This is a genomic window from Pseudomonas putida (assembly GCF_050990305.1).
In the GTDB taxonomy this organism is placed as follows: Bacteria; Pseudomonadota; Gammaproteobacteria; order Pseudomonadales; family Pseudomonadaceae; genus Aquipseudomonas; species Aquipseudomonas putida_AH.
The window spans coordinates 4135109-4158423 of the sequence record NZ_CP158817.1; the positions used below are offsets into that span (position 1 = coordinate 4135109).

At 60.2% G+C, this 23315-nt stretch carries 22 protein-coding genes and 1 pseudogene; 17 read left to right on the forward strand and 6 right to left on the reverse strand.

What is annotated here, in order from left to right; translation table 11 throughout:
• The first annotated feature begins 185 nt into the window (after positions 1-185).
• The gene (locus tag ABTV22_RS18620) at positions 186-1655 is read left to right on the forward strand and encodes a sensor histidine kinase (RefSeq protein ID WP_433735967.1); all 1470 of its coding nucleotides are present in this window, start codon (positions 186-188) and stop codon (positions 1653-1655) included.
• 298 nt (positions 1656-1953) lie between these two features.
• Here the strand turns inward: ABTV22_RS18620 and ABTV22_RS18625 are convergent, their stop codons facing one another.
• The gene (locus ABTV22_RS18625) at positions 1954-2394 is read right to left on the reverse strand and encodes a DoxX family protein (protein ID WP_433735968.1); all 441 of its coding nucleotides are present in this window, start codon (positions 2392-2394) and stop codon (positions 1954-1956) included.
• Between the two features lie 195 nt (positions 2395-2589).
• Here ABTV22_RS18625 and ABTV22_RS18630 point away from each other — a divergent pair, with 195 nt between their 5' ends.
• The 8 genes from ABTV22_RS18630 to ABTV22_RS18665 all read left to right on the forward strand — a co-directional run bounded on the left by ABTV22_RS18630 (position 2590) and on the right by ABTV22_RS18665 (position 8522).
• Positions 2590-3507 carry a LysR family transcriptional regulator gene (locus tag ABTV22_RS18630; RefSeq protein ID WP_433735969.1) on the forward strand — a complete coding sequence of 306 codons (918 nt, stop codon included), beginning with the start codon at positions 2590-2592 and terminating at the stop codon, positions 3505-3507.
• Positions 3508-3614: 107 nt separating this feature from the next.
• Positions 3615-3905: a DUF7693 family protein gene (locus tag ABTV22_RS18635; RefSeq protein ID WP_433735970.1), complete on the forward strand. Its 291-nt coding sequence runs from the start codon at positions 3615-3617 to the stop codon at positions 3903-3905.
• A 132-nt stretch (positions 3906-4037) separates the two neighbouring features.
• Positions 4038-4607 carry a chorismate mutase gene (locus tag ABTV22_RS18640; protein WP_433735971.1) on the forward strand — a complete coding sequence of 190 codons (570 nt, stop codon included), beginning with the start codon at positions 4038-4040 and terminating at the stop codon, positions 4605-4607.
• A 363-nt stretch (positions 4608-4970) separates the two neighbouring features.
• Positions 4971-6119 carry an amine dehydrogenase large subunit gene (locus ABTV22_RS18645; protein WP_433735972.1) on the forward strand — a complete coding sequence of 383 codons (1149 nt, stop codon included), beginning with the start codon at positions 4971-4973 and terminating at the stop codon, positions 6117-6119.
• Between the two features lie 13 nt (positions 6120-6132).
• Positions 6133-6672 (forward strand): MauE/DoxX family redox-associated membrane protein, encoded by a 540-nt coding sequence (locus ABTV22_RS18650; protein WP_433735973.1) that lies wholly within the window; start codon positions 6133-6135, stop codon positions 6670-6672.
• A gap of 5 nt (positions 6673-6677) precedes the next feature.
• The gene (mauD, locus tag ABTV22_RS18655) at positions 6678-7313 is read left to right on the forward strand and encodes a methylamine dehydrogenase accessory protein MauD (RefSeq protein ID WP_150771420.1); all 636 of its coding nucleotides are present in this window, start codon (positions 6678-6680) and stop codon (positions 7311-7313) included.
• Between the two features lie 18 nt (positions 7314-7331).
• Positions 7332-7853 carry a methylamine dehydrogenase light chain gene (locus tag ABTV22_RS18660; protein ID WP_433735974.1) on the forward strand — a complete coding sequence of 174 codons (522 nt, stop codon included), beginning with the start codon at positions 7332-7334 and terminating at the stop codon, positions 7851-7853.
• A gap of 147 nt (positions 7854-8000) precedes the next feature.
• Entirely contained in the window at positions 8001-8522 is a 522-nt protein-coding gene (locus ABTV22_RS18665) for a cytochrome C (protein WP_433735975.1), read from the forward strand.
• A gap of 1 nt (position 8523) precedes the next feature.
• Here ABTV22_RS18665 and mug read toward each other — a convergent pair whose 3' ends face one another.
• The gene (gene mug, locus ABTV22_RS18670; protein WP_433735976.1) at positions 8524-9033 is read right to left on the reverse strand and encodes a G/U mismatch-specific DNA glycosylase; all 510 of its coding nucleotides are present in this window, start codon (positions 9031-9033) and stop codon (positions 8524-8526) included.
• Between the two features lie 7 nt (positions 9034-9040).
• Positions 9041-9667 carry a TetR/AcrR family transcriptional regulator gene (locus ABTV22_RS18675; protein WP_433735977.1) on the reverse strand — a complete coding sequence of 209 codons (627 nt, stop codon included), beginning with the start codon at positions 9665-9667 and terminating at the stop codon, positions 9041-9043.
• A 213-nt stretch (positions 9668-9880) separates the two neighbouring features.
• Here ABTV22_RS18675 and ABTV22_RS18680 point away from each other — a divergent pair, with 213 nt between their 5' ends.
• The 5 genes from ABTV22_RS18680 (at position 9881) to ABTV22_RS18700 (ending at position 16107) form a co-directional block, all read left to right on the forward strand.
• The gene (locus ABTV22_RS18680) at positions 9881-10999 is read left to right on the forward strand and encodes an HlyD family secretion protein (RefSeq protein ID WP_433735978.1); all 1119 of its coding nucleotides are present in this window, start codon (positions 9881-9883) and stop codon (positions 10997-10999) included.
• Positions 10999-12501 carry an MFS transporter gene (locus tag ABTV22_RS18685; RefSeq protein WP_433735979.1) on the forward strand — a complete coding sequence of 501 codons (1503 nt, stop codon included), beginning with the start codon at positions 10999-11001 and terminating at the stop codon, positions 12499-12501. The genes ABTV22_RS18680 and ABTV22_RS18685 overlap by 1 nt, the downstream gene beginning before the upstream one ends.
• 16 nt (positions 12502-12517) lie before the next feature.
• A complete protein-coding gene (locus ABTV22_RS18690) occupies positions 12518-13981 on the forward strand; it encodes an efflux transporter outer membrane subunit (protein ID WP_433735980.1) in 1464 nt (487 codons plus the stop codon).
• A 136-nt stretch (positions 13982-14117) separates the two neighbouring features.
• On the forward strand, positions 14118-15068 hold the full coding sequence (locus ABTV22_RS18695; protein ID WP_433735981.1) for an aldo/keto reductase: 951 nt from the start codon (positions 14118-14120) through the stop codon (positions 15066-15068).
• Between the two features lie 100 nt (positions 15069-15168).
• A complete protein-coding gene (locus tag ABTV22_RS18700; RefSeq protein ID WP_433735982.1) occupies positions 15169-16107 on the forward strand; it encodes a LysR family transcriptional regulator in 939 nt (312 codons plus the stop codon).
• 53 nt (positions 16108-16160) lie between these two features.
• On the opposite strand, the gene ABTV22_RS18705 is transcribed toward ABTV22_RS18700, so the two are convergent.
• Both ABTV22_RS18705 and ABTV22_RS18710 read right to left on the reverse strand, forming a co-directional pair.
• Complete coding sequence (locus tag ABTV22_RS18705) at positions 16161-16433, reverse strand: DUF2790 domain-containing protein (protein WP_433735983.1); 273 nt, start codon at positions 16431-16433, stop codon at positions 16161-16163.
• Positions 16434-18939: 2506 nt separating this feature from the next.
• Positions 18940-20013, reverse strand: coding sequence for a diguanylate cyclase (locus tag ABTV22_RS18710; RefSeq protein WP_433735984.1), 1074 nt, complete (start codon positions 20011-20013; stop codon positions 18940-18942).
• Positions 20014-20348: 335 nt separating this feature from the next.
• Between ABTV22_RS18710 and ABTV22_RS18715 the strand changes: the two genes are divergently transcribed.
• Positions 20349-21800: a flavin-containing monooxygenase gene (locus tag ABTV22_RS18715; protein ID WP_433735985.1), complete on the forward strand. Its 1452-nt coding sequence runs from the start codon at positions 20349-20351 to the stop codon at positions 21798-21800.
• 22 nt (positions 21801-21822) lie between these two features.
• A complete protein-coding gene (locus ABTV22_RS18720) occupies positions 21823-22779 on the forward strand; it encodes an alpha/beta fold hydrolase (protein ID WP_433735986.1) in 957 nt (318 codons plus the stop codon).
• 185 nt (positions 22780-22964) lie between these two features.
• On the opposite strand, the gene ABTV22_RS18725 is transcribed toward ABTV22_RS18720, so the two are convergent.
• Complete coding sequence (locus tag ABTV22_RS18725; protein ID WP_433735987.1) at positions 22965-23153, reverse strand: hypothetical protein; 189 nt, start codon at positions 23151-23153, stop codon at positions 22965-22967.
• Here ABTV22_RS18725 and ABTV22_RS18730 point away from each other — a divergent pair.
• Positions 23125-23304: pseudogene (locus tag ABTV22_RS18730) on the forward strand (hemin-degrading factor); the annotation flags it as partial. The gene ABTV22_RS18725 and the pseudogene ABTV22_RS18730 overlap by 29 nt on opposite strands.
• Positions 23305-23315: the final 11 nt, after the last annotated feature.

The window sequence follows — 23315 nt, forward strand, 5'->3', positions numbered from 1 at the left end:
AGTTGGGACCACAAAGAGCAAATGACGAGGTATCGACCGCAACACCGCAGCACGACAGTTCCCTCCTACCAAAGCGCAGGAGCCGTTCAGGGTTTGGCATAGAGAATGCTGGGTACGTCCCGAGGATCGATTGAGTAGTTCAAGCGGCTAAAACCGGATGATTCAGCACGCACAGGACGCTCCCCATGCCAGCCATTTCAACACTGCTCAAACGCCTGCGACCGGGAGCACCCGAGTCGATTGCGCCGACCCGGCAGTCCAACCTGCTACGCGGCTTTTCAATCATCAGTTTCATGCTGATTGGTGCGATCGCCATTGGTCTGGGTTCGGTGTCGACCCGTTACCTGGTCACCGAAAGCCTGGAGCGCGATGCGCTGCTGTCCGCGCAATTTATCCAGACCATCGCCAAAGGCGAGATACGTCATCACGAGCTGACCGGGATGCGAATGGGCGATGTGCTGGCAGCCACCCCCTATGGAATGCTCTCGCCAGAAATGGCGCAGAGCAGGCAGCGGGCGCGCGCCGAGTTTCTCGACCACCTTGCCCACCTGCCGGACTCACTACTGATCAGTATCTATTCTCCGCTTCGGACCGTGATGTGGTCGACCAACGCACAGCTGATCGGCAAAAAAGTCCTCAACGATGAGGCGCTTGAAGCGGCCTTCAGCTCCAGGGATCGGGTATCCACCCGGTACAGCAATGCCGATCAAATGCGTCCAGAGCAGCAATTCTTGCACCCGCCCAAAATGTTCTTCATCGAGAGCTACATTCCCCTGATCGATGACCTGGGCAATACCCTGGCCGTAGTGGAAATCTACAAGGAGCCGGCAGACTTGATCGAACGCCTCGATCGCGGCCACTGGATTATCTGGCTGTCCACGGCGGTGGGCGGCCTGTTGCTCTATCTGGGGCTGTATTGGATTGTGCGCCGGGCATCGAATCAACTGGCGTCGCAGGAAGCGCAATTGGTCGCCAACAAGACCTATGTGGGCCTGGTCGAAATGTCCACGGCGGTCGCCCATAGCCTGCGAAACCCCCTTGCCTGCATCCGTTCGAGCGCGGAATTGGCCAATGCCATGGAGGGTCAACCGGCGAGAAAGAACATCGACGATATTGTCGGTCAGGTGGACCGGATGGCGCAGTGGGTGCACGAACTGCTGCTGTGCCTGCGGCCGATCCGGGGTGAGGCAGAGTTGGTGGAACCCATGGTGGTGGTGCAGGCCACGCTGGTCGGCTTCAGCACACAATTGGGTCAATCCAGCATCCAGGTCGAGTTCAAGAATGAGCCTGTCCCCAGGATCATCAGCAACCTGCTGTTGCTTACTCAGATTCTCAATAGCGTGGTTGCCAATGCCATCGAAGCGATGCCCGAAGGGGGGAAGCTGACCATCCAGGCCGATGTGGACGAGGCCCAGCAATGGTTGCACCTGACCATTGCCGACACCGGGGAAGGTAGCGCACGGCAGCAGGAAATGATGGCCTTCAAATCCTTCTACACCACCCGGCAAGGCCGGCTCGGCATCGGTTTGATCATGGTCAAGCAGATCATGGAAAGCTTTGGCGGTGAAGCCGGCCTGACCTACCACGAACAACACGGAACCTCCGTGATTTTGAGATTCAAGGTCGTGGAAAGAAAGGCCAGCGTGTTGCGTTGATCTCGTCTTCGCGCAGCCTGTGCTTTCACCTGCCGGACGAAGACTGACTGCGCCTTACCGGGATGCATCAAGGACAAGCCTGCCCCGTAAATGACGACCCATGCTTTTCTCGATCACTACTCTCGCCTCGCTCTACGGATACGTCGCAACGTCGAGCGGGTCGGCAATGTCTTCCAGGCGTAAAACTTCAGGGCTGCCGTATTCGTATACACGTATGGCTTTCGTGGAGATCTCGGCTATTTGGGAAGTAAGGAGAAACATTGCGCTGCGAGGGATGGGTCCTCGCAGCGCGGGGGGATCAGCGACGGCGCGCGTCGAGGCTGAAACGACCGGCACCGAAAGCCACGACTTGCAGCAGGCCACCGGCCATGGCGATGTTCTTGAAGAAGTGGATGAACTGGTTTTGATCGCCCAGTGCGTTATGGAACGCCAGTGCGGTGAACACACTGAACACGGCCAGTACAGCGGCCACGCTGCGGGTTCGATAACCGGCGATCAGTGCCAGGCCACCGCCGATCTCGACAATGATCGCCAGCGCCAGCGCCAGTTGCGGAAACGGCAGACCTACGGAACCGATGTAGCCGACCATCATCGCGGGAGCTGCCAGTTTCGAGAAACCGGAGAGAATGAAGATTGCGCTGAGCAGTACACGACCGACCAATGACGCCGTGGCCTGGGTCACGTCGGCACGGCTCTGTTCGGAAGTCGTGGAATGAGCGATGTTTGCAGAAGTCGTCATGAGGTAATTCCTTCAAAATGTGCGCGACTCGCCATGAATCGCTGCGGTGAAGAAATCTTGCACCCCATCAGCTAATCTTAATAGACGACTAATTTAGATCATTAGGTTCGAATAAATCGGCAAGCTGCATTCGACACAACAGGCGGGGCGCAATCGAAGCGGCCGGCCATCTCCACTACGCTCAAGGAAACAAGCATGATCTCGGATCCCGGAACACCCACACTCGATCAACTGCGGGTATTCCTGACGGTCGTAGAAGTCGGCAGTTTTGCGGCGGCCGCCAGAAAGCTGCACCGGGCCACTTCGGTCATCAGCTACTCGATTGCCAACCTGGAAATGCAGCTGGGCGTGTCACTGTTTGACCGTCAGACGACACGTAAACCTCAGCTCACCGATGCCGGCCGCACGGTGTTGGCCGAAGCCAGGACCATCGCCAACGGCATTCATGGCCTGCGCGCCAAAGTGAAGGGGCTGCTTCAAGGGCTCGAAGCCGAAGTTCACGTGGTGCTCGATGTGATGCTTCCCCCGGAGCGTGTGGTGGACGCACTCAAATCCTTTCGCGAAGCATTTCCAACGGTTGCCCTGCACCTGCATATGGAAGCCCTTGGCGCGGTCACGGAACTGGTGATCAACCGCGAGGCAATCGTCGGCGTCAGTGGACCGATGAATGAAGGTATTGATGGCATCGAAAGAATTGGCATCGGCAGCGTCGAGTTGATTCCGGTGGCTGCCCCGAATCACCCACTGGCTTCAAACGCTTCGAATGTGCCAGGCGCCGGGCGAGAGTTCACGCAATTGGTGTTGTCCGATCGCTCGCTTCTAACCAAGGATAAGGACTTCGCCGTGCTCAGTAACCGCACCTGGCGCCTGGCGGACCTGGGCGCCAAGCACATGCTGCTGCGTGAAGGCATCGGTTGGGGAAACATGCCCACGCCGATGATTCAGGAAGATCTGGACAGCGGCCGGCTCGTGCGGTTGAACATTCCGGAATACCAAAGCGGCCAATATTCCTTCGACGTGATCTACCGTACAGATCTGCCACCGGGGCCTGCGGCGAGGTGGTTGATCGACCGGTTCGTGCAACAGGGTTCGGTGGTGGATGCCTTCGCTTGAAGGTGACGCGAAGCTTGGTCGTGCCTGGATCATTGGGCTTTTTCGTGCTCAAAATCTATCGGCCCATCGACTATCCTGTGCGCCCTGCTCATTGACCGGAGACACCTTTGCCAACCCTGACCGCACGCGAGGTTTACCAGACCATACGCGACGCCGCCCTGGGCCTTCGCCCGCTCAAGCGCCTCACAGTGCACACCGAGTCCGCCCCTGCAATGGTCGACATCGAAGGCTGGCGTTTAACCCTTGATGTTGAGGGCTCCCACCTTCGCCACTGCCTGCATGGCCTGAGCCCGGACGGCCGAGCATTCGACGGCGGGCAACGCTACGGCACCGACCCGGTGAGTTTGCTCAGTACCTGGGAGCTGGCGCAGATCGAGCGATTGCTCGGCGCCGAATGAGTCGAGAATGTTCGATGTTGCAACCTTGACCCACGTCAATCCTGTGCGAAAGAGCCCGTTGAACTATCGTTCATTTGACTCAGCTGTGTTACACAGAGTTTGACGTGCATCCCGTGCCCAAGAGGTTTGCCTATGTTCCACCGTCCACACTCGCCGCCGTTGCTGACTTGCGCCCTGTCACTCTTGCTCGCCAGCACCGCCCACGCCGCCGCGTCCTCCCCGGCACCCGAGTCCTTGCAACCCTTGCTGGCGACCATCAATGAGCGCCTGGACATTGCCGATGAAGTGGCGCTGACCAAGTGGGACAGTGGCAGGCCGATTCAAGATACCACCCGCGAAGCGCTGATCATCGCCAACGCCAGAAAGCAGGCCGCCCAGCATAAACTGGACCCCGATGACGCCGCCGAATTGATCGCCGCGCAGATCGAAGCCAACAAACTGGTGCAGTACGGGCTGATTGCAGTATGGCAAGCGGCGCACAAAGCACCTGATGTGTCCCGACCGGACCTCAATAAACTGCGACCCAAACTGGATGAGCTGCAAGCTCGCCTGTTGCAGCAATATGCCGACTTCATGCCCTATCGTATCGACCCGCAATGCCCGAGCTGGCTGGCCGAACAGCGCTCCGCACTGATCAAGGATGCCCTGCATGGCCAGGCCTTGATCCGCGCTACCGGGGAATTGTGCGTCACGGATCAGTAATGCCCTGGGCACAGAGGCAGCCCGATCTCCAGTGAATGCGTTCCCCTGTAGGAGCAGAGCTTGCTCGCGATGGCGTTGCATCAGGCGCCATCGTTGTTGATTGGACGAACGCTATCGCGAGCAAGCTTTGCTCCTACAGGCTCCCCCCTACGCCGCTCCACGCCATTCCCCCTCCCCCCGCAAAAATGCCGCGCCAAGCCGCGATATCAGGCTTTGGCATGCATTTGATGACACTGGCACAGACACACAAACACTTGGCAGGCACAGCAATTCTCCCGCTGGCCGGGCGAGGCACTATCTACTGGTCAGAATCTGCCCAACCACCCGCGATCCGCGTTACCAACAATTCAGGAAGTTCCCCTTATGCGAACAAACAGGATCTCCGTACAGTCAGCGCTAGGCCTGAGCCTGCTTGTACTCGGCTTGAACAGCGCCCATGCGGATCTGCCCGCCGACACCATCGGTCAGACCACCTTGGCCTTCCCGGCTGAACCACACCGTGCGTTCGTCGTCGATGTCGAGTTCGACAGCTTCGTCGCCGGCCGTATCACCGTGGTCGATCCCGACCAGAAACGCGTGCTGGGCATGGTGCCGACCGGTTTCGCCGCGCCTTCGACCTTAAGCCGTGACAAAAAGACCATCTATGCTGCCGACATCTGGTACTCCCGTGGTACCCGTGGCACCCGCACCGATGTGTTGACCGCCTGGGACAGCTCGACCCTGTCGCCGGCCTGGGAAGTGCTGATCCCAACCAAGCGCGCCGAGTCGCTGACCCAGCGCTACGGCCTCAATACCAGCGGCGATGACCGTTTCGTCTACGTCTACAACTTCACCCCGTCCACTTCGGTGACCGTGGTCGATACCCAGAGCAAAGCCGTTACCTCGGAAATCGCGATTCCTGGTTGCGTGCTCAACTACCCGATCGGCAAGCGCAAGTTCGCCTCGCTGTGCGGCGACGGCAGCCTGCAGGTCGTGACGATCAGCGACGAAGGCAAGGAAACCGCGCGCAACCGCACGCCGTTCTTCGACCCGAACGCCGAGAAACTGGTGGAGCGCGCGGTCAACGTCGGCGACACCTACTACTTCACCACCACCACCGGCACCGTACGCGCCGTGGATTTCAGTGGCGACGCGCCGAAGATCCTGCCGACCTGGTCGCTGGTCAACGACGAAGAGAAGAAGGCTGGTTGGGCACCAGGCGGCTGGCAGCTGATGGCGGTTTCGCCGAAGCTGAACCGCTTGTACGTGCTGATGCATGACGCTCACGAAGCCATGAAGTGGGAAGACCCGAGCACCTTCATCTGGGCCTACGACCTGAAGACCGGCAAGAAAATCGCCACCCTGGAAGCCCCGGCTCCAATCTGGAGCATGCAGGCCACCGGTGACGACAAACCGTTGCTGCTGGGTGCTGACGTCGAAGGCGGCTTGCAGATCTTCGATCTCAAGACCAACCAGCACACTGGCGCCATGGCCAAAGTCGCAAAAACCGCGACTCAAGTCATGAGCTACTAAACGAGATTCGGCCATGCACTCAGATCCGATCTTCATCATTGCCAGCGCCATCGCCATCGCGGTGCTGCTGGCCAGCGCCGCGACCCACAAGGTCCGGGCGCCGGCGCGCTTTCGCAAACAGCTTGGCGACTATCAGTTGCTGCCCGAAGCGTTGGTGCGTCCGGTTGCCCGACTGATTCCGCTGCTGGAACTGGCCATCGCCTTCGCCTTGCTGGTGCCGGTCAGCCGGCACTGGGCAGCGTTGAGCGCGGCCGGCCTGTTGGCGCTGTACGCCTCGGCTATCGGCATCAACCTGTGGCGCGGTCGTCGCGACATCGATTGCGGTTGTGCCGGTCCCGACCAGGCGCAACCGCTGCGCCCGGTCTTGCTGCTGCGCAACAGCGTGCTGGTGGCGCTGGCGCTGGTGGCCAGCCTGGCACCGGTTGCCCGCGACATGAATGCGTTCGATGCCTTCGTGACCCTGGCTTCCGCCGCCGTCGCGCTGCTCATCTACGCCGCGGCCGATGGCCTGGCGGCGAACTCCCCTCTTCTGCTCAAATTGATTGGTAGGTAATCAAAATGGAAGGCTTGATAGTTTCCAATGTTCTGCTCTGGGTATTGCTGGTGGCCGTGGCGTTCGTCGTCATGGGCCTGGTGCGCCAGATTGGCGTGCTGCACGGTCGTCTGGCTCCAGCCGGCGCACTGATGATGGACAAAGGCGTGGCGGTCAACGAAGCCGCACCGCAAGTAACCGCTGCCGACCGTCATGGTCGCCCGGTGAACTTCGGCTATGCCGGTGAAAAATCGCAACTGCTGTTCTTCCTCTCGCCGACCTGCCCGATCTGCAAGTCGTTGCTGCCGGCGATCAAATCCATCGCCAAGGAACAAGCCAGCACCCTGGACGTGGTGTTCGTCAGCGATGGCGACATGGACGCCCAGCAAGCGCTGATCCGCGAACACAAACTGGAGGACGCCACCTACGTGGTCGGTCCGGAAGTGGGCATGACCTACCAGATCGGCAAGCTGCCGTACGCCGCGCTGATCGACAAGTCCGGCACCCTGCGCGCCAAAGGCCTGGTGAACTCCCGCGAGCACCTGGACAGCCTGTTTGAAGTCGAACACCTCAAGCACGCCACGTTGCAGCAGTACCTCAATGCTCAGCCTCAAGAGCATAACCCTCACAACCACGACCACAGCCACGGCCATAGCCACTGATAAGGCAGGGAGACCTTCATGAAACTGCTGGATCTGTTGTTCGAGCGCTCTTCGCGCCGTGTTGCCGACACCACTTCGCGCCGCAAACTGCTGGCACGCATGGGCTCGCTGGTCGTTGCCGGTGCCGCCCTGCCCGTGCTGCTGCCGCTGGACCGTACCAGCAAGGCGCTGGCCGCCTCTGACCCGAAAGCCGGCGATCCTGGCGATCCGAACAGCTGCGACTACTGGCGCTACTGCTCCATCGACGGCTTTCTGTGCAGCTGCTGCGGTGGTTCGGTGACCTCCTGCCCACCAGGCACCGAGGCCTCGCAAGTCACCTGGATCGGCACCTGCCGCAACCCGGCCGACGGCAAGGACTACATCATTTCGTACAACGACTGCTGCGGTAAGCAAAGCTGCGCCCAGTGCGCCTGCACCCGTAACGACAGTGAAGAACCGGCCTACCGCCCGTTCAACAACAACGATGTGAACTGGTGCCTGGCCGCCAAATCGCACATCTACCACTGCACCGTGTCGATCATTCGCGGCGTGGCGGTTTAAAGCGTTGTTCCGCCGGTTGCCCACGCGACCGGCGGCGTTTTTTTCGTAGGAGCCAGGCTTGCCGGCGAAGGCGTTCGTGAGGACGCTTTCGCCGGCAAGCCTGGCTCCTACGGGGTCCCGTTTTCTCCTGTAGGGAAGGTTCTTGTCATGCGTAGGTTGTTCGTTCTAGGTCTTGTCTGCCTCATGACCACCCCGCTCGTCCATGCCCGAGCCATCCCCAACCCCAACCAGCACCACGCCCCCGGCAACGAATCGCCGCAAACGCCCATCGCCCAGGCCAATTACAGCGTCGGTGTGAACTACCAATTGCAATGCGCCGGCTGCCATTTGGGTGACGGCACGGGTTCGGCGGCCAACGACACGCCACGAATGAAAGGCTTTGTCGGCAACTTCCTGAAAGTCCCGGGCGGTCGCGAGTTCCTGGTACGCGTGCCGGGCATGTCGCAGTCGGCACTCAACAATGCGCAATTGGCGGACCTGCTCAATTGGTTGATGCGCGAAGACGGCATGGCAGGCAAGAGCCGGCCGGCCGACTATCAGCCGTACACCGCCGATGAAGTCGCGGCACTGCGCGCCAAAACCATGCTCAACCTGCCCGGCACCCGTGGCGAGTTGATCAAGGCCATGCGTGCGCAAGGCATCGCCATCGAAGATGGCATGAACTACTGAGTTATCCGATCGCCGCCAGCCTGAGTGAGCGATAGGCGTCCACCAGTTGCTCCAGGCTGAAGGCGCGATTGCGTCCGCTCGGGTTGGGTAGGACCCACACAGCGGCATGGCCGAAGGTCCTGGCCTGAAGCCCCCACGCCACCTCTCGCTGCCCCGCCAGCGCCGCATACGCCGCCTTGCCCAGAAACGCCACGCAGCGCGGCGCATAACGGGTGATCTTGCCTTCGAAGTCCGCCGCAGCCGCGATGAATTCCTGCCGCGACAACTGCTCGGCCCGCGCCGTCGGGCGTTCGACCACGGCGGTCAAGCCACAGTGGTAGTGCAGGATCGTCCGGTCGTTTTCCGGGCTGACTTCATGCGGGGTGAATCCGGCCAGGTGCAAGGTGCGCCAGAATCGGTTGCCACGCCCCGCAAAATGATGCCCTTGGGCGGCGGCCGTCAGTCCCGGATTGATCCCGCAGAAAATCACCGCCAGGCGTTCGGCCAGAATGTCCTCAAGTCCGTCATTCACATCGACCTCACCCGCCGCAAATCACGTTGACCGCGTTACGCGCCAGCCCAGTCAGTTCATCCCGGGATTTGCCCGCCCGCGCACGGATCGAAATGCTGTGCAGCAGCGATGCGGCGAGTACGGCCAATGACCCGGCGTCGACATCACCTTTCAATTCACCGGATTCGATGGCCGTTCGCAGACGCACTTCCAGATCGGCATCGAGACGGCTGAGCCGGTCTGACAATACGTCGCGTATTTCAGGGTCTTCGACCGCCTCGGTGGTCGCCGTGCCAATGGCAAAGCAACCGCGCGGCTGGCCTTCGCCCGAGAAGTAGATCGACAACTGTCCCTCGTAGAAACGCATCAACGCCTCGCGCAAGGGCACTTCGGTGTCCGTCAGCGCGGCCTGCATGTCGGCGGCGGCGATGTCCCAGTACTGCTCGAGCGCCTTGATGTACAGCGCATGTTTATCGCCAAACGCCGCATAGAGGCTGGGGCGATTCATGCCCGCCGCCGTGGCGATGCTGTCCAGGGACGCGCCGGAATAACCGGTGCTCCAGAACACGTCCAGCGCCTGGCGCAATGCGGTCTGCGGATCGTAAGCGCGGGGCCGGCCACGGCCTTTGCCTTCTGTCGCCTTATTTTGTGCCATGTCGTACAAAATCCTTGAAGGAAGGTGGGTGCAGGGATATTCTTACATCATCGCACAAAATTAAGGAACCAGAAGTTCCTGTCTTTCACGTTTGTTGAAGCGAAGCTCGAACCGGGTATTGCGGCGACGAAACAGGTGCGGTGGAGCCACCCTCCCTACCGCGCACGGGTTTGCTTTCTCACGGCAATTATTCGGTTTGAGGTGTATTGGATCATGACCCAACAATTCGACATCAAGGCTTCGCAGACTTTCGAACACCCCGAGCGAATCAAGAAACCCTTCAAGGAAACACTGCGTCCCTGGCTGATGGTCGGCGTGCCGGCCCTGCTTGCCGTCGTCGGCTACGCCCATTATGTGGCGGGCGAACCCTTCGTGAGCACCGACAACGCTTACGCCCGGGTGGCCAAGGCCTCGATCAATGCGCGAATTTCCGGGCAGGTGGTAGAGATCGCGGTGGAAGACAATCAGCCGGTGCACAAGGGCGATGTGCTCTTTCGCATCGACCCCAAACCCTTGCAGATCGCCATCGACCACGCCGAAGCACAGTTAAGCGTTGCGCGGCTGCGCATCGATGGACTCAAGGCCAGCTATCGCCAGCAGCAGGCGGAGTTGCAATCGGCCAGGGAGTCGGCGGACTTCGACCAAAAGGAATTTGCCCGCAAGAAAGCGCTGGTGGCGACCGAGTTCGTGTCCAGGGCCATTTACGAGCGTGCCGAAACCGACCTTAAGATCTCGCGGCAGCGCATCGCGTCTATAGAACAACAGATCGCCAGCACCGTCGTCGCCTTAAATGGCAATCCAAACATTGATGCCGATACGCACCCGACGGTGCGCGAGGCCAGGGCACAGCTCGATTCAGCGCAATTGAACCTCGCCTACGCCACGGTCTATGCACCGGCCGACGGCATCGTGGCCAAGGTCGACGATCTGCAGGTCGGCAACTACCTCAACAACGGCGCGCCAGCCTTTGCGCTGATGTCCGATCATGAGATCTGGGTCGAGGCCAACTTCCGCGAAACCCAGGTCACGCACATGCGACCCGGCCAGGAAGCGACCATCAGCATCGACACCTACCCGGATCGCGTGTTCAAGGCCCACGTCACCAGCATGAGCCCCGGTGCCGGCTCGGACTTCGCCCTGCTGCCGCCGGAAAACGCCACCGGCAACTGGGTCAAAGTGGTCCAGCGGGTTCCGGTACGCCTCGAACTGGATGACTCGGACCCTGCCCTGCCGCTGTTTTCCGGCACCAGCGCTACGGTCAAAGTCGACACCGGCTATCGCACGCCCTGGTGGCACCCGCTCAAGTCGCTGTTGACCGCAGGTACCTGGTGATGAACGCCGCCTCAACTGGAACCCCGAGCGTCGGCGCGGCGAATTCGCTCCGGTTCGCCGCGCTGCTGGCGACCTACATGCAGTCGGCGAACCTGCCGCTGCCCAATGCGGTGCTCCGATTGATCCAGGGCAGCCTGTCAATGACCGACGACCAGGCTGGCTGGATCTTTACCGCATACCTGGCCGCCAGCGCCATCACCCTGCCGATTGCCCAATGGCTGGCCGCGCGCTTTGGCCTGAAGCGGGTGTACCAAGCCGCCCTGCTCTTCTTCATGCTGGGTCTGCTGCTCGGTACGGCGTCCACGACACCGCTGGAATTCATCGGCGCCCGTATCGTTCAGGGCTTGGCGGCTGGCGTGTTGGGGCCGCTTTCGATGGGCATTGCCCTGGAGACCCTGGCTGCGGAAAAACGCATGAAGTATGGCGCGACCCTGACGGCGGTCGTGCTCTTGGGCATCGCCACAGGTCCGGCTATTGGCGGCTGGATTGCCGAGCATTTCGACTGGCGTCCGGTGTTCTACCTCAGCCTGCCGTTGTGCGCGTATATCTTTCTTGTGATGACGCTGTTACTCGCCGAGAAGAAAGCTGACAAGGCGCCGGCTTACGACTTCTTCGGCTACAGCAGCTTCACGCTGGCGATGATCAGCCTGCAAATGCTGCTCGACCGTGGCGAACGCATGGACTGGTTCGCCTCGCCGGAGATCTGGATCGAGGCCATTGCCTGCGGGCTGGGGTCGTACTGGTTCTTCGTGCACGTGCTGACCCGGAAGGTGCACTTCTTCAACAAGCGTCTGCTGCGCGACCGCAACTTCGTGCTGTCGACGCTGATCTTCTTCGCCATCGGTTTCGTGCTGCTGTCGACCATGGCCCTGACCTCGCCCATGCTCGATGAAATCCTCGGCTACCCGCCTGATACCACAGGCGCCCTGACCTTGCCCCGTGGCGCGGGCATGGTCGGCGCGTTCCTGCTGACGGTGCGGCTGCCGGAGCGCTTCGACCGCCGGTTTTTCGTGGCCATCGGGGTATCGCTGGTGATCTACGCCAACTGGCTGATGCTCGGTTACTCGCCGTTGATGGACTGGCCACCGGTGGCGATTGCCGGCGCCCTGCAAGGGATCGGTATCGGCCTGTCGATGGCGTCGCTGGCCAAGGTGGCCTTCAGCACCCTCGACCCCGCGCTGCGTCCGCAAGCCACCGGTCTCTACAACCTGTTGCGAGCGTATGGCAGCACCCTGGGCGTGGCGATTGTGCAGATTTATTTCTTCAGCAATACCCAGGCGATGCACCTGGCAATGGCCAGTCATGTGACCCCCTTTCGCGCCGCTGGCCATTTCGGGACAGCGTCGCTGCCCTTGCCGGCACTGGAAGGGTTGAACCACCTGATCACCCACCAGGCCGCCTTCATCGCGGTGGTGGGCCAATTCAAGATTTTGCTGGTGGCGATGCTCATCGTAAGCCCACTGGTGGTTTTTCTTCGCAAACCCGCTGCAAGCAACCTGTGATTGTGGAGTGTGCCCAATGAAATCCAGTCAACGGCTCCAAACGCCATTCCCAGCCAAATTCAGTGCCCTGTCGGTCTTTGTTTTTCTGGCCGCTTGCACCGTCGGCCCGGACTTCAAGGCCCCCGCCGACAGCACCTCGCAGCACTACGACCCGCAGGCCGAGCAACGCCTTGGCCAAAGCGGCGAGCAGCGCATCGAATTCGGCAAGCACATCAGCGGCCAATGGTGGTCGGCCATGCGCTCGCCCAAGCTCGATCAACTGATGCGCCGGGCCATCGACGGCAACCTGGAGCTGGTCTCTGCCGACGCTACCATCCGCCAGGCGTCCTCCTTCGTCGCCGCGGCAGAAGGTGCGCTGTATCCGCAGATCGACTTCGGCGCCACGGCCGGTCGCCAGCGGGTGCACACCGCCAAGGAGCCTTCGGTTTCCAACTTCTATGCGATCGGGCCACGGGTCGGTTTTGACCTGGACGTGTTCGGTGGCAACAAACGACAGGTCGAAGCACAGCAGGCGTTCACCGATCTGCAAAAACGTCGCTACGACGCCGCTTACCTGAAGTTGACCAGCGACGTGGCCAGCCAGGCCTTGCTGGTGGCATCGGCCAACGCGCAAATCCAGGCCGTGGAAAAGCTGTTGGCCAACGACAGCAGAAACCTCGAACTGGTACGCGCGGCGCATATCAACGGCACCACCACGCAGATCGATGTATCGCTGGCCGAAACACGGCTCGCCCAGGACCGCACGCTGTTGCCGCCCCTGGCCCAGCAGCGGGATGCAGCACGCCATGCGCTGTCGATCCTGACCGGCAAAGGCCCGGCCGACTGGACACCGCCCGCCTTCGATCTGGCTGACTTCACCCTGGCCAATGTGCCGGTGAGCGTGCCCTCAGAGTTGGCCCACATCCGGCCGGACGTGCAACAAGCCGAAGCCGAGCTGCACATCGCCAGTGCCGCCGTGGGCGTGGCGACCGCCAATCTCTATCCGAAGGTGACGCTGTCCGCTTCCCTGGCCCAGGCTGCTTCGGGCAATGGCGGCGCGGCACTCTGGGGTTTCGCGGCGGGTATCGCCGGGCCGATCTTCAATGGCGGCACGCTCAAGGCCGAACGCCAGGCCGCCATCGAGGGTTACAACGCGACACTCGCCGACTACCAACAGACCGTCATCAGCTCCTTCGGACAGGTCGCCGACACCTTGCAGGCCATCAATCATGACGCCGAGGCATTCCGTGCCCAGGAACAAGCATTACACGCCGCCGAAACCAGCTTGCGCCTGAACCAGCAAGCCTACGCCCAAGGCGAGAACAGCATCCTTCAAGTGCTGGAGGCCGAACGCGCCTTTGAACAGGCCTTGCTCGGTCACATCCAGCTGAAGACCGCGCAGCACCTCGACACGGTGCAGTTGTTCGTGGCGCTGGGCGGCAACTCGGCCGGGATGTTCGAGCAGCGGGTGGCCAGTCGCGAAATGCACAGCCCGTTGTAGGAGCGAGCCTGCTCGCGATGAACTTGAGAGCACCACGTTTAGCCAGCTAACACGCGTAATCGTTAACGACCATCGCGAGCAGGCTCGCTCCTACAGACAGCGTTTTTTCAAAATCAGGTTAAGAGTGGAGTCAGACATGTCCTATGAAGCCTTTCACGATGAACTTCGCGATACCGCCTTCACGCTGAACAACGGCGCGGGGCGGATGCCCGCCGCCGGTTTCGGCACGCTGTTCAAAGACCTTAGCGTCACCACCCAGGCGATCACCCATGCGCTGGAAGCCGGGTTTCGTCATTTCGATTGCGCCGAACGCTATCGCAATGAAGAAGACGTGGGTGTTGCCCTGCGAGCCTTCATGGACGCAGGCAAAGCAAACCGCGAAGAGCTGTTCATCACCACCAAACTGTGGAACACCAACCACCGCCCCGAACGCGTATTACCCGCCTTCGAAGCCAGCTGCCGCCGGCTCCAGGTGGACTACATCGACTGCTATCTGATCCACACGCCCTTCGCCTTTCAGGCCGGTGACGACCAGGACCCCAGGGACGTTTTCGGCCACGTCCTGTACGACGCCGGCGTCACCTTGATCGAGACCTGGCGGGCACTGGAAGCGCTGGTGGATGAAGGTCGCTGCAAGTCCATCGGCTTGTCCGACATCACCCTGGAGGCGCTGAAAGAGATCGTCGCCGAGGCGCGAATCAAACCCGCCGTGGTGCAAGTCGAATCCCATCCTTACTTGCCGGAATGGGAGCTGCTGGAGTTTTGCCAACAGCACGGCATCGTCGTCTTGGCCTTTGCCCCGCTCGGCCATGGCATGGAGCCAAATGTGCTGGAAGAACCGGTGATCACCGGCATCGCCCAACGCGTGCGCAAAACCCCGGCGCAAGTCGCCCTGGCCTGGGCGGTGCAACGTGGCGCGGCGTTCCTGACCACCTCGGCAACCTTGAGCCACATTCAGGAGAACCGCGACATCTCGACCCTGCCGCACCGGGCCATGCATGAAATCCGCCACGACATCACCACCCGGATTCGCTTCAACTCAGTGGTCGAAACCGGTGTTCCCGGATTCATTCCCCGCAAACAGTGATACCTGAGACCGGAGCGGCTATTCACTCGGCCGCTCTTTTTTGGCCTGGCAAATCACTGACCAGGCCAGCCCCTATCATTTGCGACTCGAGGTGACACCGATGGATGTTTTCCAGACCATGCGTTTTTTCATGGCGGTCGCCCAGAGCGGCAGCTTCACCGCAGCGGCCCAGTTGCTCGATACCACCACAACCAACGTCTCCAAAGCCGTGTCCAGCCTGGAGACCCGGCTGCAGACGCGCCTGATCAACCGCACGACCCGGCGCCTGGCGTTGACCGAGGCCGGCACCCGCTATTTGCAGCGCTGCGAGAAAATCCTGGATGAGGTGCGGGAAGCAGAACAGGAAGCCGGCACGGCACAGACCAACCCCGCTGGCCGCTTGAAGATTCACGCGATGTCGGCCATCGGCAATCACTACGTGATCGATGCCATCGCCCAATACCGGGAAAGACACCCCTCGGTCCTGTTCGACCTGACCCTGACCAATCGGCTGCCCGATCTGCTGGAAGAAGGCTATGACTTGTCCATCGTACTGGCGCGGGACCTGCCCGACTCAGGCTTTGTCGCCCAGCGCCTGGGCATCACCTACAGCATCCTCTGCGCCTCGCCGGCATACCTGCACAATCGCGGAATGCCCGACACGCCAGGATCGTTAGCTACACATGACTGCCTGAGAATCGTGAACACGGTGATGCCGGTCCAGCATTGGGTCTTTGAAGGCCCCGAAGGTGTAGAAACCGTCGACACCCCCGAGTCGCCGTTTCACGTCAACACCGCCGATGCCATGACCGTCGCCATCACCCGAGGCATGGGAATCGGCATTCAGCCGGTTGCCTCTGCGGCGGCCGGCCTCAAAACGGGAGCCTTGGTGCGGGTACTGCCGGCGTATCACTTTGAAGAGTTGAACCTGTACGCCATCTACCCTTCACGAAAATTCGTCGATGCAAAAATAAAAACCTGGGTGGAGTTCCTCAAGAACTGCATACCCGGGTTGCTGGCTGCCGATGAAAAAATTGCTCAGTCATCAATCAAGGCCTGAGTTCGCCCGCACCGCCCGGATGGAGTGTCGACCCTCCATCGCCTGCGCCTGACTCAACCGTTCGAACATCCACTGCCCATGACTTGATACTGCAGGACATGGCGCTGCCCCTGAGAATCTTCATAAGTCATTTGCGCCGGGACCGGACCGCATTCATTCGGGACATCGCTCACGGTAATGACTTTCTTGATGTCCAGCGTCGATCCGTAGCTGTACGTCTCAACCTGCGCCTGCCTGGCCTGGGGCTTGGCCTGGCTTTCTTCGGCAAAAGCTTGTGTGCCCAGAGCACTGAGTGCGAGGACAAGCGCGATTTTTGAGATATTCATAAGGGTCACCGTCTCGTTCAGGTTTATTAGCTTGAACCTTGTGAACCAAAGGGGTTGGTTGACTCGGCAGAGACGATGCTAGGGGTTCGGCGCTCGTTGAAATAGACACCTTACGGACAAACACTGTTAACAGATTCGGTATGAATGGGAGGGGCGTACACCCATTTTTCGGTAACCACGACTGGCGCTATCGAGGCCAAGGCTTTCGCTTTGGCTTTGGCTTTGGCTTTGGCTTTGGCTTTGGCTTTGGCTTTCGCTTTGGCTTTCGTTTTGGCTCTGGCTCTGGCTCTGGCTCTGGCTCTTGATCTTGATCTTGATCTTGATCCACCCGCCCCTTCGGCAGGCTGAGTGGAGGCGTTCATCCGGGGACTGGCGCGCAGCGCCGTTCGACGCAGTCGAACCCATCGCATGTAGGTGCCAGCGAAGCCAACCGGAGGGCGATGCCCCCGGATGAATGCCGGAGCGAAGGCACCCCGAGCTTTAGCGAGGGGCCGTACGCCGGGGCGAAGCCTTTTGGTTCCTTTTTGGCGTTTGAAAAAGGGACTCGCCGTAAGGGCGAAACCATAAGCAGCCGTTACCGCAACAACGGATATGTACTCATCCAACAAAAAACAGGTCGGCTATCAGGCCGCCTTCGCTAGCAAGCCAGCTCCCACAGTTGATCGGAGTACACCCGCAAAAAACAGGTCGGCTGCCAGGCCGCCATCGCGGGCAAGCCTTGCTCCTACAGTTTGATCGGAGTACACCCGCAAAAAACAGATCGGCTGTCAGGCCGCCATCGCTGGCAAGCCAGCTCCTACAGATGATCGGAGTACACCCGCAAAAAACAGGTCGGTTGCCAGGCCGCCATCGCGGGCAAGCCTTGCTCCTACAGTTTGATCGGAGTACACCCGCAAAAAACAGGTCGGCTGCCAGGCCGCCATCGCGGGCAAGCCTTGCTCCTACAGTTTGATCGGAGTACACCCGCAAAAAAACAGGCCGGCTATCAGGCCGCCATCGCGGGCAAGCCTTGCTCCTACAGGGAGGGGCGTACACCCATTTTTCGGTAACCGCGACTGGCGCTATCGAGGCCAAGGCTTTCGCTTTGGCTTTCGTTTTGGCTCTGGCTCTTGATCTTGATCTTGATCCACCCGCCCCTTCGGCAGGCTGAGTGGAGGCGTTCATCCGGGGACTGGCGCGCAGCGCCGTTCGACGCAGTCGAACACATCGCATGTAGGTGCCAGCGAAGCCAACCGGAGGGCGATGCCCCCGGATGAATGCCGGAGCGAAGGCACCCCGAGCTTTAGCGAGGGGCCGTACGCCGGGGCGAAGCCTTTTGGTTCCTTTTTGGCGTTTGAAAAAGGGACTCGCCGTAAGGGCGAAACCATAAGCAGCCGTTACCGCAGCAACGGATATGTACTCATCCAACAAAAAACAGGTCGGCTATCAGGCCGCCTTCGCTAGCAAGCCAGCTCCCACAGATGATCGGAGTACACCCGCAAAAAACAGGTCGGCTGCCAGGCCGCCTTCGCTAGCAAGCCAGCTCCTACAGATGATCGGAGTACACCCGCAAAAAACAGGTCGGCTATCAGGCCGCCATCGCGGGCAAGCCTTGCTCCTGCAGGGAGGGGCGTACACCCATTTTTCGGTAACCGCGACTGGCGCTATCGAGGCCAAGGCTTTCGCTTTGGCTTTGGCTTTCGTTTTGGCTCTGGCTCTGGCTCTGGCTCTGGCTCTTGATCTTGATCCACCCGCCCCTTCGGCAGGCTGAGTGGAGGCGTTCATCCGGGGACTGGCGCGCAGCGCCGTTCGACGCAGTCGAACCCATCGCATGTAGGTGCCAGCGAAGCCAACCGGAGGGCGATGCCCCCGGATGAATGCCGGAGCGAAGGCACCCCGAGCTTTAGCGAGGGGCCGTACGCCGGGGCGAAGCCTTTTGGTTCCTTTTTGGCGTTTGAAAAAGGGACTCGCCGTAAGGGCGAAACCGCCAGCCGCCGTTACCGCGGCAACGGATATGTACTCATCCAACAAAAAACAGGTCGGCTATCAGGCCGCCTTCGCTAGCAAGCCAGCTCCCACAGATGATCGGAGTACACCCGCAAAAAACAGGTCGGTTGTCAGGCCGCCTTCGCTAGCAAGCCAGCTCCCACAGATGATCGGAGTACACCCGCAAAAAACAGGTCGGCTATCAGGCCGCCTTCGCTAGCAAGCCAGCTCCCACAGTTGATCGGAGTACACCCGCAAAAAACAGGTCGGTTGTCAGGCCGCCATCGCGGGCAAGCCTTGCTCCTACAGTTTGATCGGAGTACACCCGCAAAAAACAGATCGGCTGTCAGGCCGCCATCGCTGGCAAGCCAGCTCCTACAGATGATCGGAGTACACCCGCAAAAAACAGGTTGGTTGTCAGGCCGCCATCGCTGGCAAGCCAGCTCCTACAGTTTGATCGGAGTACATCCGCAAAAAACAGGTCGGCGGTCAGGCCGCCATCGCGGGCAAGCCTTGCTCCTACAGCGAGAGGCGGTGGACGTCAGACCGGATCGAGCAATTCTTGATGCGGCCACTCATTACCACAACAAATAACCCGATTGCGCCCGCCAGTCTTGGCCTCATACAACGCCTGATCCGCATCATTGAGCCACAGCGTCGCATCGGCATGAGTCCAATTGAACGCCGCCAAACCAATGCTCAAGCTAACCTTCAATGCCGGGCTCTGCTCATACCCCAAAGTGGCAAAACGATCACGCAAGGCCTCCATGACAGAAGCAGCACTGTCGAGGGGCAAGTCCGGAAGAATCACACAAAACTCATCACCGCCATAACGCCCGGCGATATCGGCCGCCCGCAGATTCTGCCTGAGCGTCTTGCTCAATTGCCGCAACACGATGTCACCGGCGACATGACCATAGGTGTCATTGATGCTCTTGAAATGATCGATATCAATCAGAGCAATCGCCCCACCCTGCTGCTGGCGCTGGCAGCGTTGGAATTCGACTTCCAGCTGATCCTTCCAGGCGCCGTGATTAAGTAGACCCGTCAGACTGTCGGTCCGGCTCAAGGCCAGCAACTCACGCTTTTGCCGCCCCAGGGTATGGGCTTGCCGAAAGCAGATCAGCCCCAGCACCAGCGGATAAAAACACATCAGCGGCAAGCAGGCATACAGCTGAAGCTGACTGGTTTCAGGCACGAAAACCGGGGTGAATACCAGCCATCCGACACCAATGCCGAGCATCTGCGCGACAGTACCCACCAGCAGAAAACGCAAACCGCCGATGGCCACGTTGTTCATCGCCATCATGGCAATCGTGGTCGCGCTGGGCAGTGGATTGAAGTGCATGGCGACGACCCAGAAGCCGCCCATGAAAGCATCGACCAGCAAATTCCGGTGTTCAGCGTGATAAGGCGTATTCGATCGTCGTGCCCATTGATAGGCCAGATGCGGCCAGAGCAAGCCGTTGAACAGCATCAACCCCCAGACCCAGGGCGCCGGGTTCAGCGGGTACATCGCCACACTCACGCACAGCAAACCCAAGACCAGTCCGACGGCGCGCGACGTGTAGAGCCTCCTGGCCAGTGAAAGTCCTTTTCCTCCCGTGTTTCCCATGGGGACCTCTGTACCGCTGAACGGAACCTGATGACACCGGGATTGCAGGTGTGCTCGGAGTCTATCAGGGTGCCGCCAAATAGCCATCACCGGTCAGCGGCCTGAATACCTGGCTATTGCGCCATCGGGCAAATGGGCTAATGGGCTAATGGGCTAATGGGCTATTCGTAGGAGCGAGGCTTGCCCGCGAAGAACGATAACGCGGTACATCAGATAAAACGCGTGATCGTTCTTCGCGGGCAAGCCTCGCTCCTACCCGAAGCAGAAGCAAAATCCGCACAGGAACGGCTATACATGAAAGAAGGGATCGATAAACAACGATAAACAGGAACCCCATGCAGACCTTTCAAGTGTTGATCATCGGCAGCGGTTTTGGTGGCCAGTGCGCAGCGGTCAACTTACTCAAGGCCGGCATTACCGATTTTCGTCTGCTGGAACGGCGGGACTTCTTCGGAGGCACCTGGTGCCAGAACACCTATCCCGGCGCGGCCGTCGACGTGCCCTCGCCGCTCTATTCACTGTCCTTTGCCCCTTATCGCTGGACACAGATGTTCGCCGAACAAGCCGAACTGCATCGCTACACCCGCCATGTAGTGGAGCACTTCGGCCTGCGCGACCGGGTCGAACTGCAGGCCAATGTCGAACGCGTGGCGTGGGACGATGCCAGTAAACGCTGGGCCGTACATACCACCAAGGGCATATTCCATGCGCAGTTCCTGATCAATGCCACCGGCCCCTTGAGTCAGCCGGTGGTGCCGCACTTCAACGGCCAGGAGCGCTTCCGGGGCAAGACCTTTCACACCAACAACTGGGATCATTCCTACGACTACCGAAAAAAACGCGTGGCCATCGTCGGCAGCGGCGCCAGCGCGGCCCAGGTGATTCCGGCGATTGCCCCGGATGTCAGCCATCTGCATGTGTTCCAACGCACCCCACATTGGGTCCTACCCCGGGCCGACCGCACCTTTGGCCGCTTCCAGCGTTGGCTGCTGGGTCTCAAACCGGCCTACAAGCTGTTGCGCTGGATGATCTACTGGCAATTTGAAACCCGGGTGATTGCCTTCAAATACTCGAAGCCGGCGGTGCGTATGGTCCAGCATCAGGCCCTGCGCTTCCTCAAGCGCCAGGTACCGGACGCGGAACTGCGACGAAAACTGACGCCGGACTACACCATCGGCTGCAAACGGGTGATTCTGTCCAGCACGCTCTATCCGACGCTGGCCCGCAGCAACGTGACGCTGCACAGCCGCGAACAGGGCGTTGCCGAGATCGACGAAACCGGCATCCTGATGCAAGACGGCCAGCACATCGACCTGGACCTGATCGTCTGGTCCACCGGCTATGACGCCACCGACGGGGTGATTTCCTACCCGGTCACGGGCAGGAACGGCACGCAACTGCGAAACGTCTGGGCCGAGTACCCCCGCGCCTACCTCGGCACCAGCCTGCCGGACTTTCCCAACCTGTTCATCGTCACCGGCCCCAACACCGGCATTGGCCACACATCGGCCCTGTTCATCATCGAATCGCAGATGAACTACATCCTCGACTGCATTCGCACGCTAAAAGCACAGGGTTTGCGCAGTATTGAAGTTCGCCACGAGGCAGAACGTACCTACACTGAAATGATCCATAGAGAAATGGAACGCACGGTGTGGAAGTCCGGAGGCTGCCACAGTTGGTATCAAAGCAAGAGCGGTCATGTGATTGCCATGTTTCCCGGGTTCAGTTTCAGCTTTCACCGCTTGACCCGAGCCCTGAAACCGGCCGATCACATATTGTCCTGAATCGTTAGAAGGAAGACGCCTGATGCTTTTACTGGTTGTCGCTATCGCGGTTTTCGCGGCCTGGAGCTGGTTGAGCTACCCAGCCATCGGGTACTGGCTGTATGACTTGAGCGTGGCCGCCGAGGCCAGGTTATACAAGCTGCACAAGCTTGTGGTGCCCATCAGCGAAATGACCGTCTCGACCTGGCAGGGCGGGCCGTACGAGGCATCGAGCAATGTGTTGATGCTGCACGGCTTCAGTGCCGACAAAAATATCTGGCTGCGCTTTGCCCGGTACTTTGTCGGCAATTACCGGGTGATCATCCCCGACATTGCAGGCCACGGCGAAACCGGCTTCAAGGCCGGTGGCGGTTATGACATCGCGCTGCAAGCCAAGCGCATGATCCAGATGCTGGATGTCTGCGGGGTCGAGAAGGTCCATGTGATCGGCAACTCGATGGGCGGCTATATCGCCGCCTGGCTGGCGGCCCACTACCCCGAACGCATTGTCTCGGTCGCCCTGATTGACCCGGCGGGCGTGGCTTCCCCCGAGCCCAGCGACCTGGAGCGTCATCTGTCCCACGGCCACAACCCGTTCCTGATCGACTCGCGGGAAGAATTCAAGCACTTCTACGCCATGACCATGGCCGACCCACCGTGGGTACCCAAAGTGGTGCTCGATGCCATTGCCCATCGCTATATACAGTCACGAGACGAACTGGAAGAAATCTTCCGCGATTTTCGCGCCAGCCCGCCGATGGAGCCGAAACTTCCATCCATCAAGGCCCCGGCGCTGTTGCTGTGGGGGCGCAAGGATCGCTTGATCGACGTCAGCAGCGTTGCCATCTGGAGCAAGGGCATGGCCGATCTGCGGGTGGAAATCTGGGAAGGCATCGGCCACATGCCCATGGTCGAAGCACCCGCCGGCTCGGCCCGGCTGTATCGGGAGTTCCTGGCATCGCTGCGCTCAGAGAGCCCACAGGATCAACGGCTGCATTAAGAAACCGCAAGACCTGTACGACCTGCCGAACCTACTGGACCTGTAGGAGCTGTCGAGTGAAACGAGGCTGCGATCGGCGGCGAAGCCGTCGTAAACCCGGCATGCACTTTTTTCCTGACACACCACGCTGACTGATTTCACGACGGCTTCGCCGCCGATCGCAGCCTCGTTTCACTCGACAGCTCCTACAGGGTGAGGGTGTACGAATTTTTGTAGGAGTTGCCGCAGGCTGCGATCTTTTGATCCGTCACGTTGAACAGGCTGGCATTGAGGTCGAGCACGCCGTAGCCCTGGGTTTCGAGCTGCCGGTTGATCAGCAGGTGACCGTGATGGGCAGCATCGCCAGGGCGTGGCCGTGTATGGCGTGTGCGCAAGCCGAGCGTCGATGGCATCATCACCCGCTACGAAGGTTTCGATGCCGACGGTAAATGGGTCATCCAGCTGTTCGGCGTGCGCAAGCCGGGCATCCCGGAGCGTGACGACTGGTGTGCCCTGGCCGAAACCGCCACCGTTCTGATCGACTAAGGAAGTCTTGC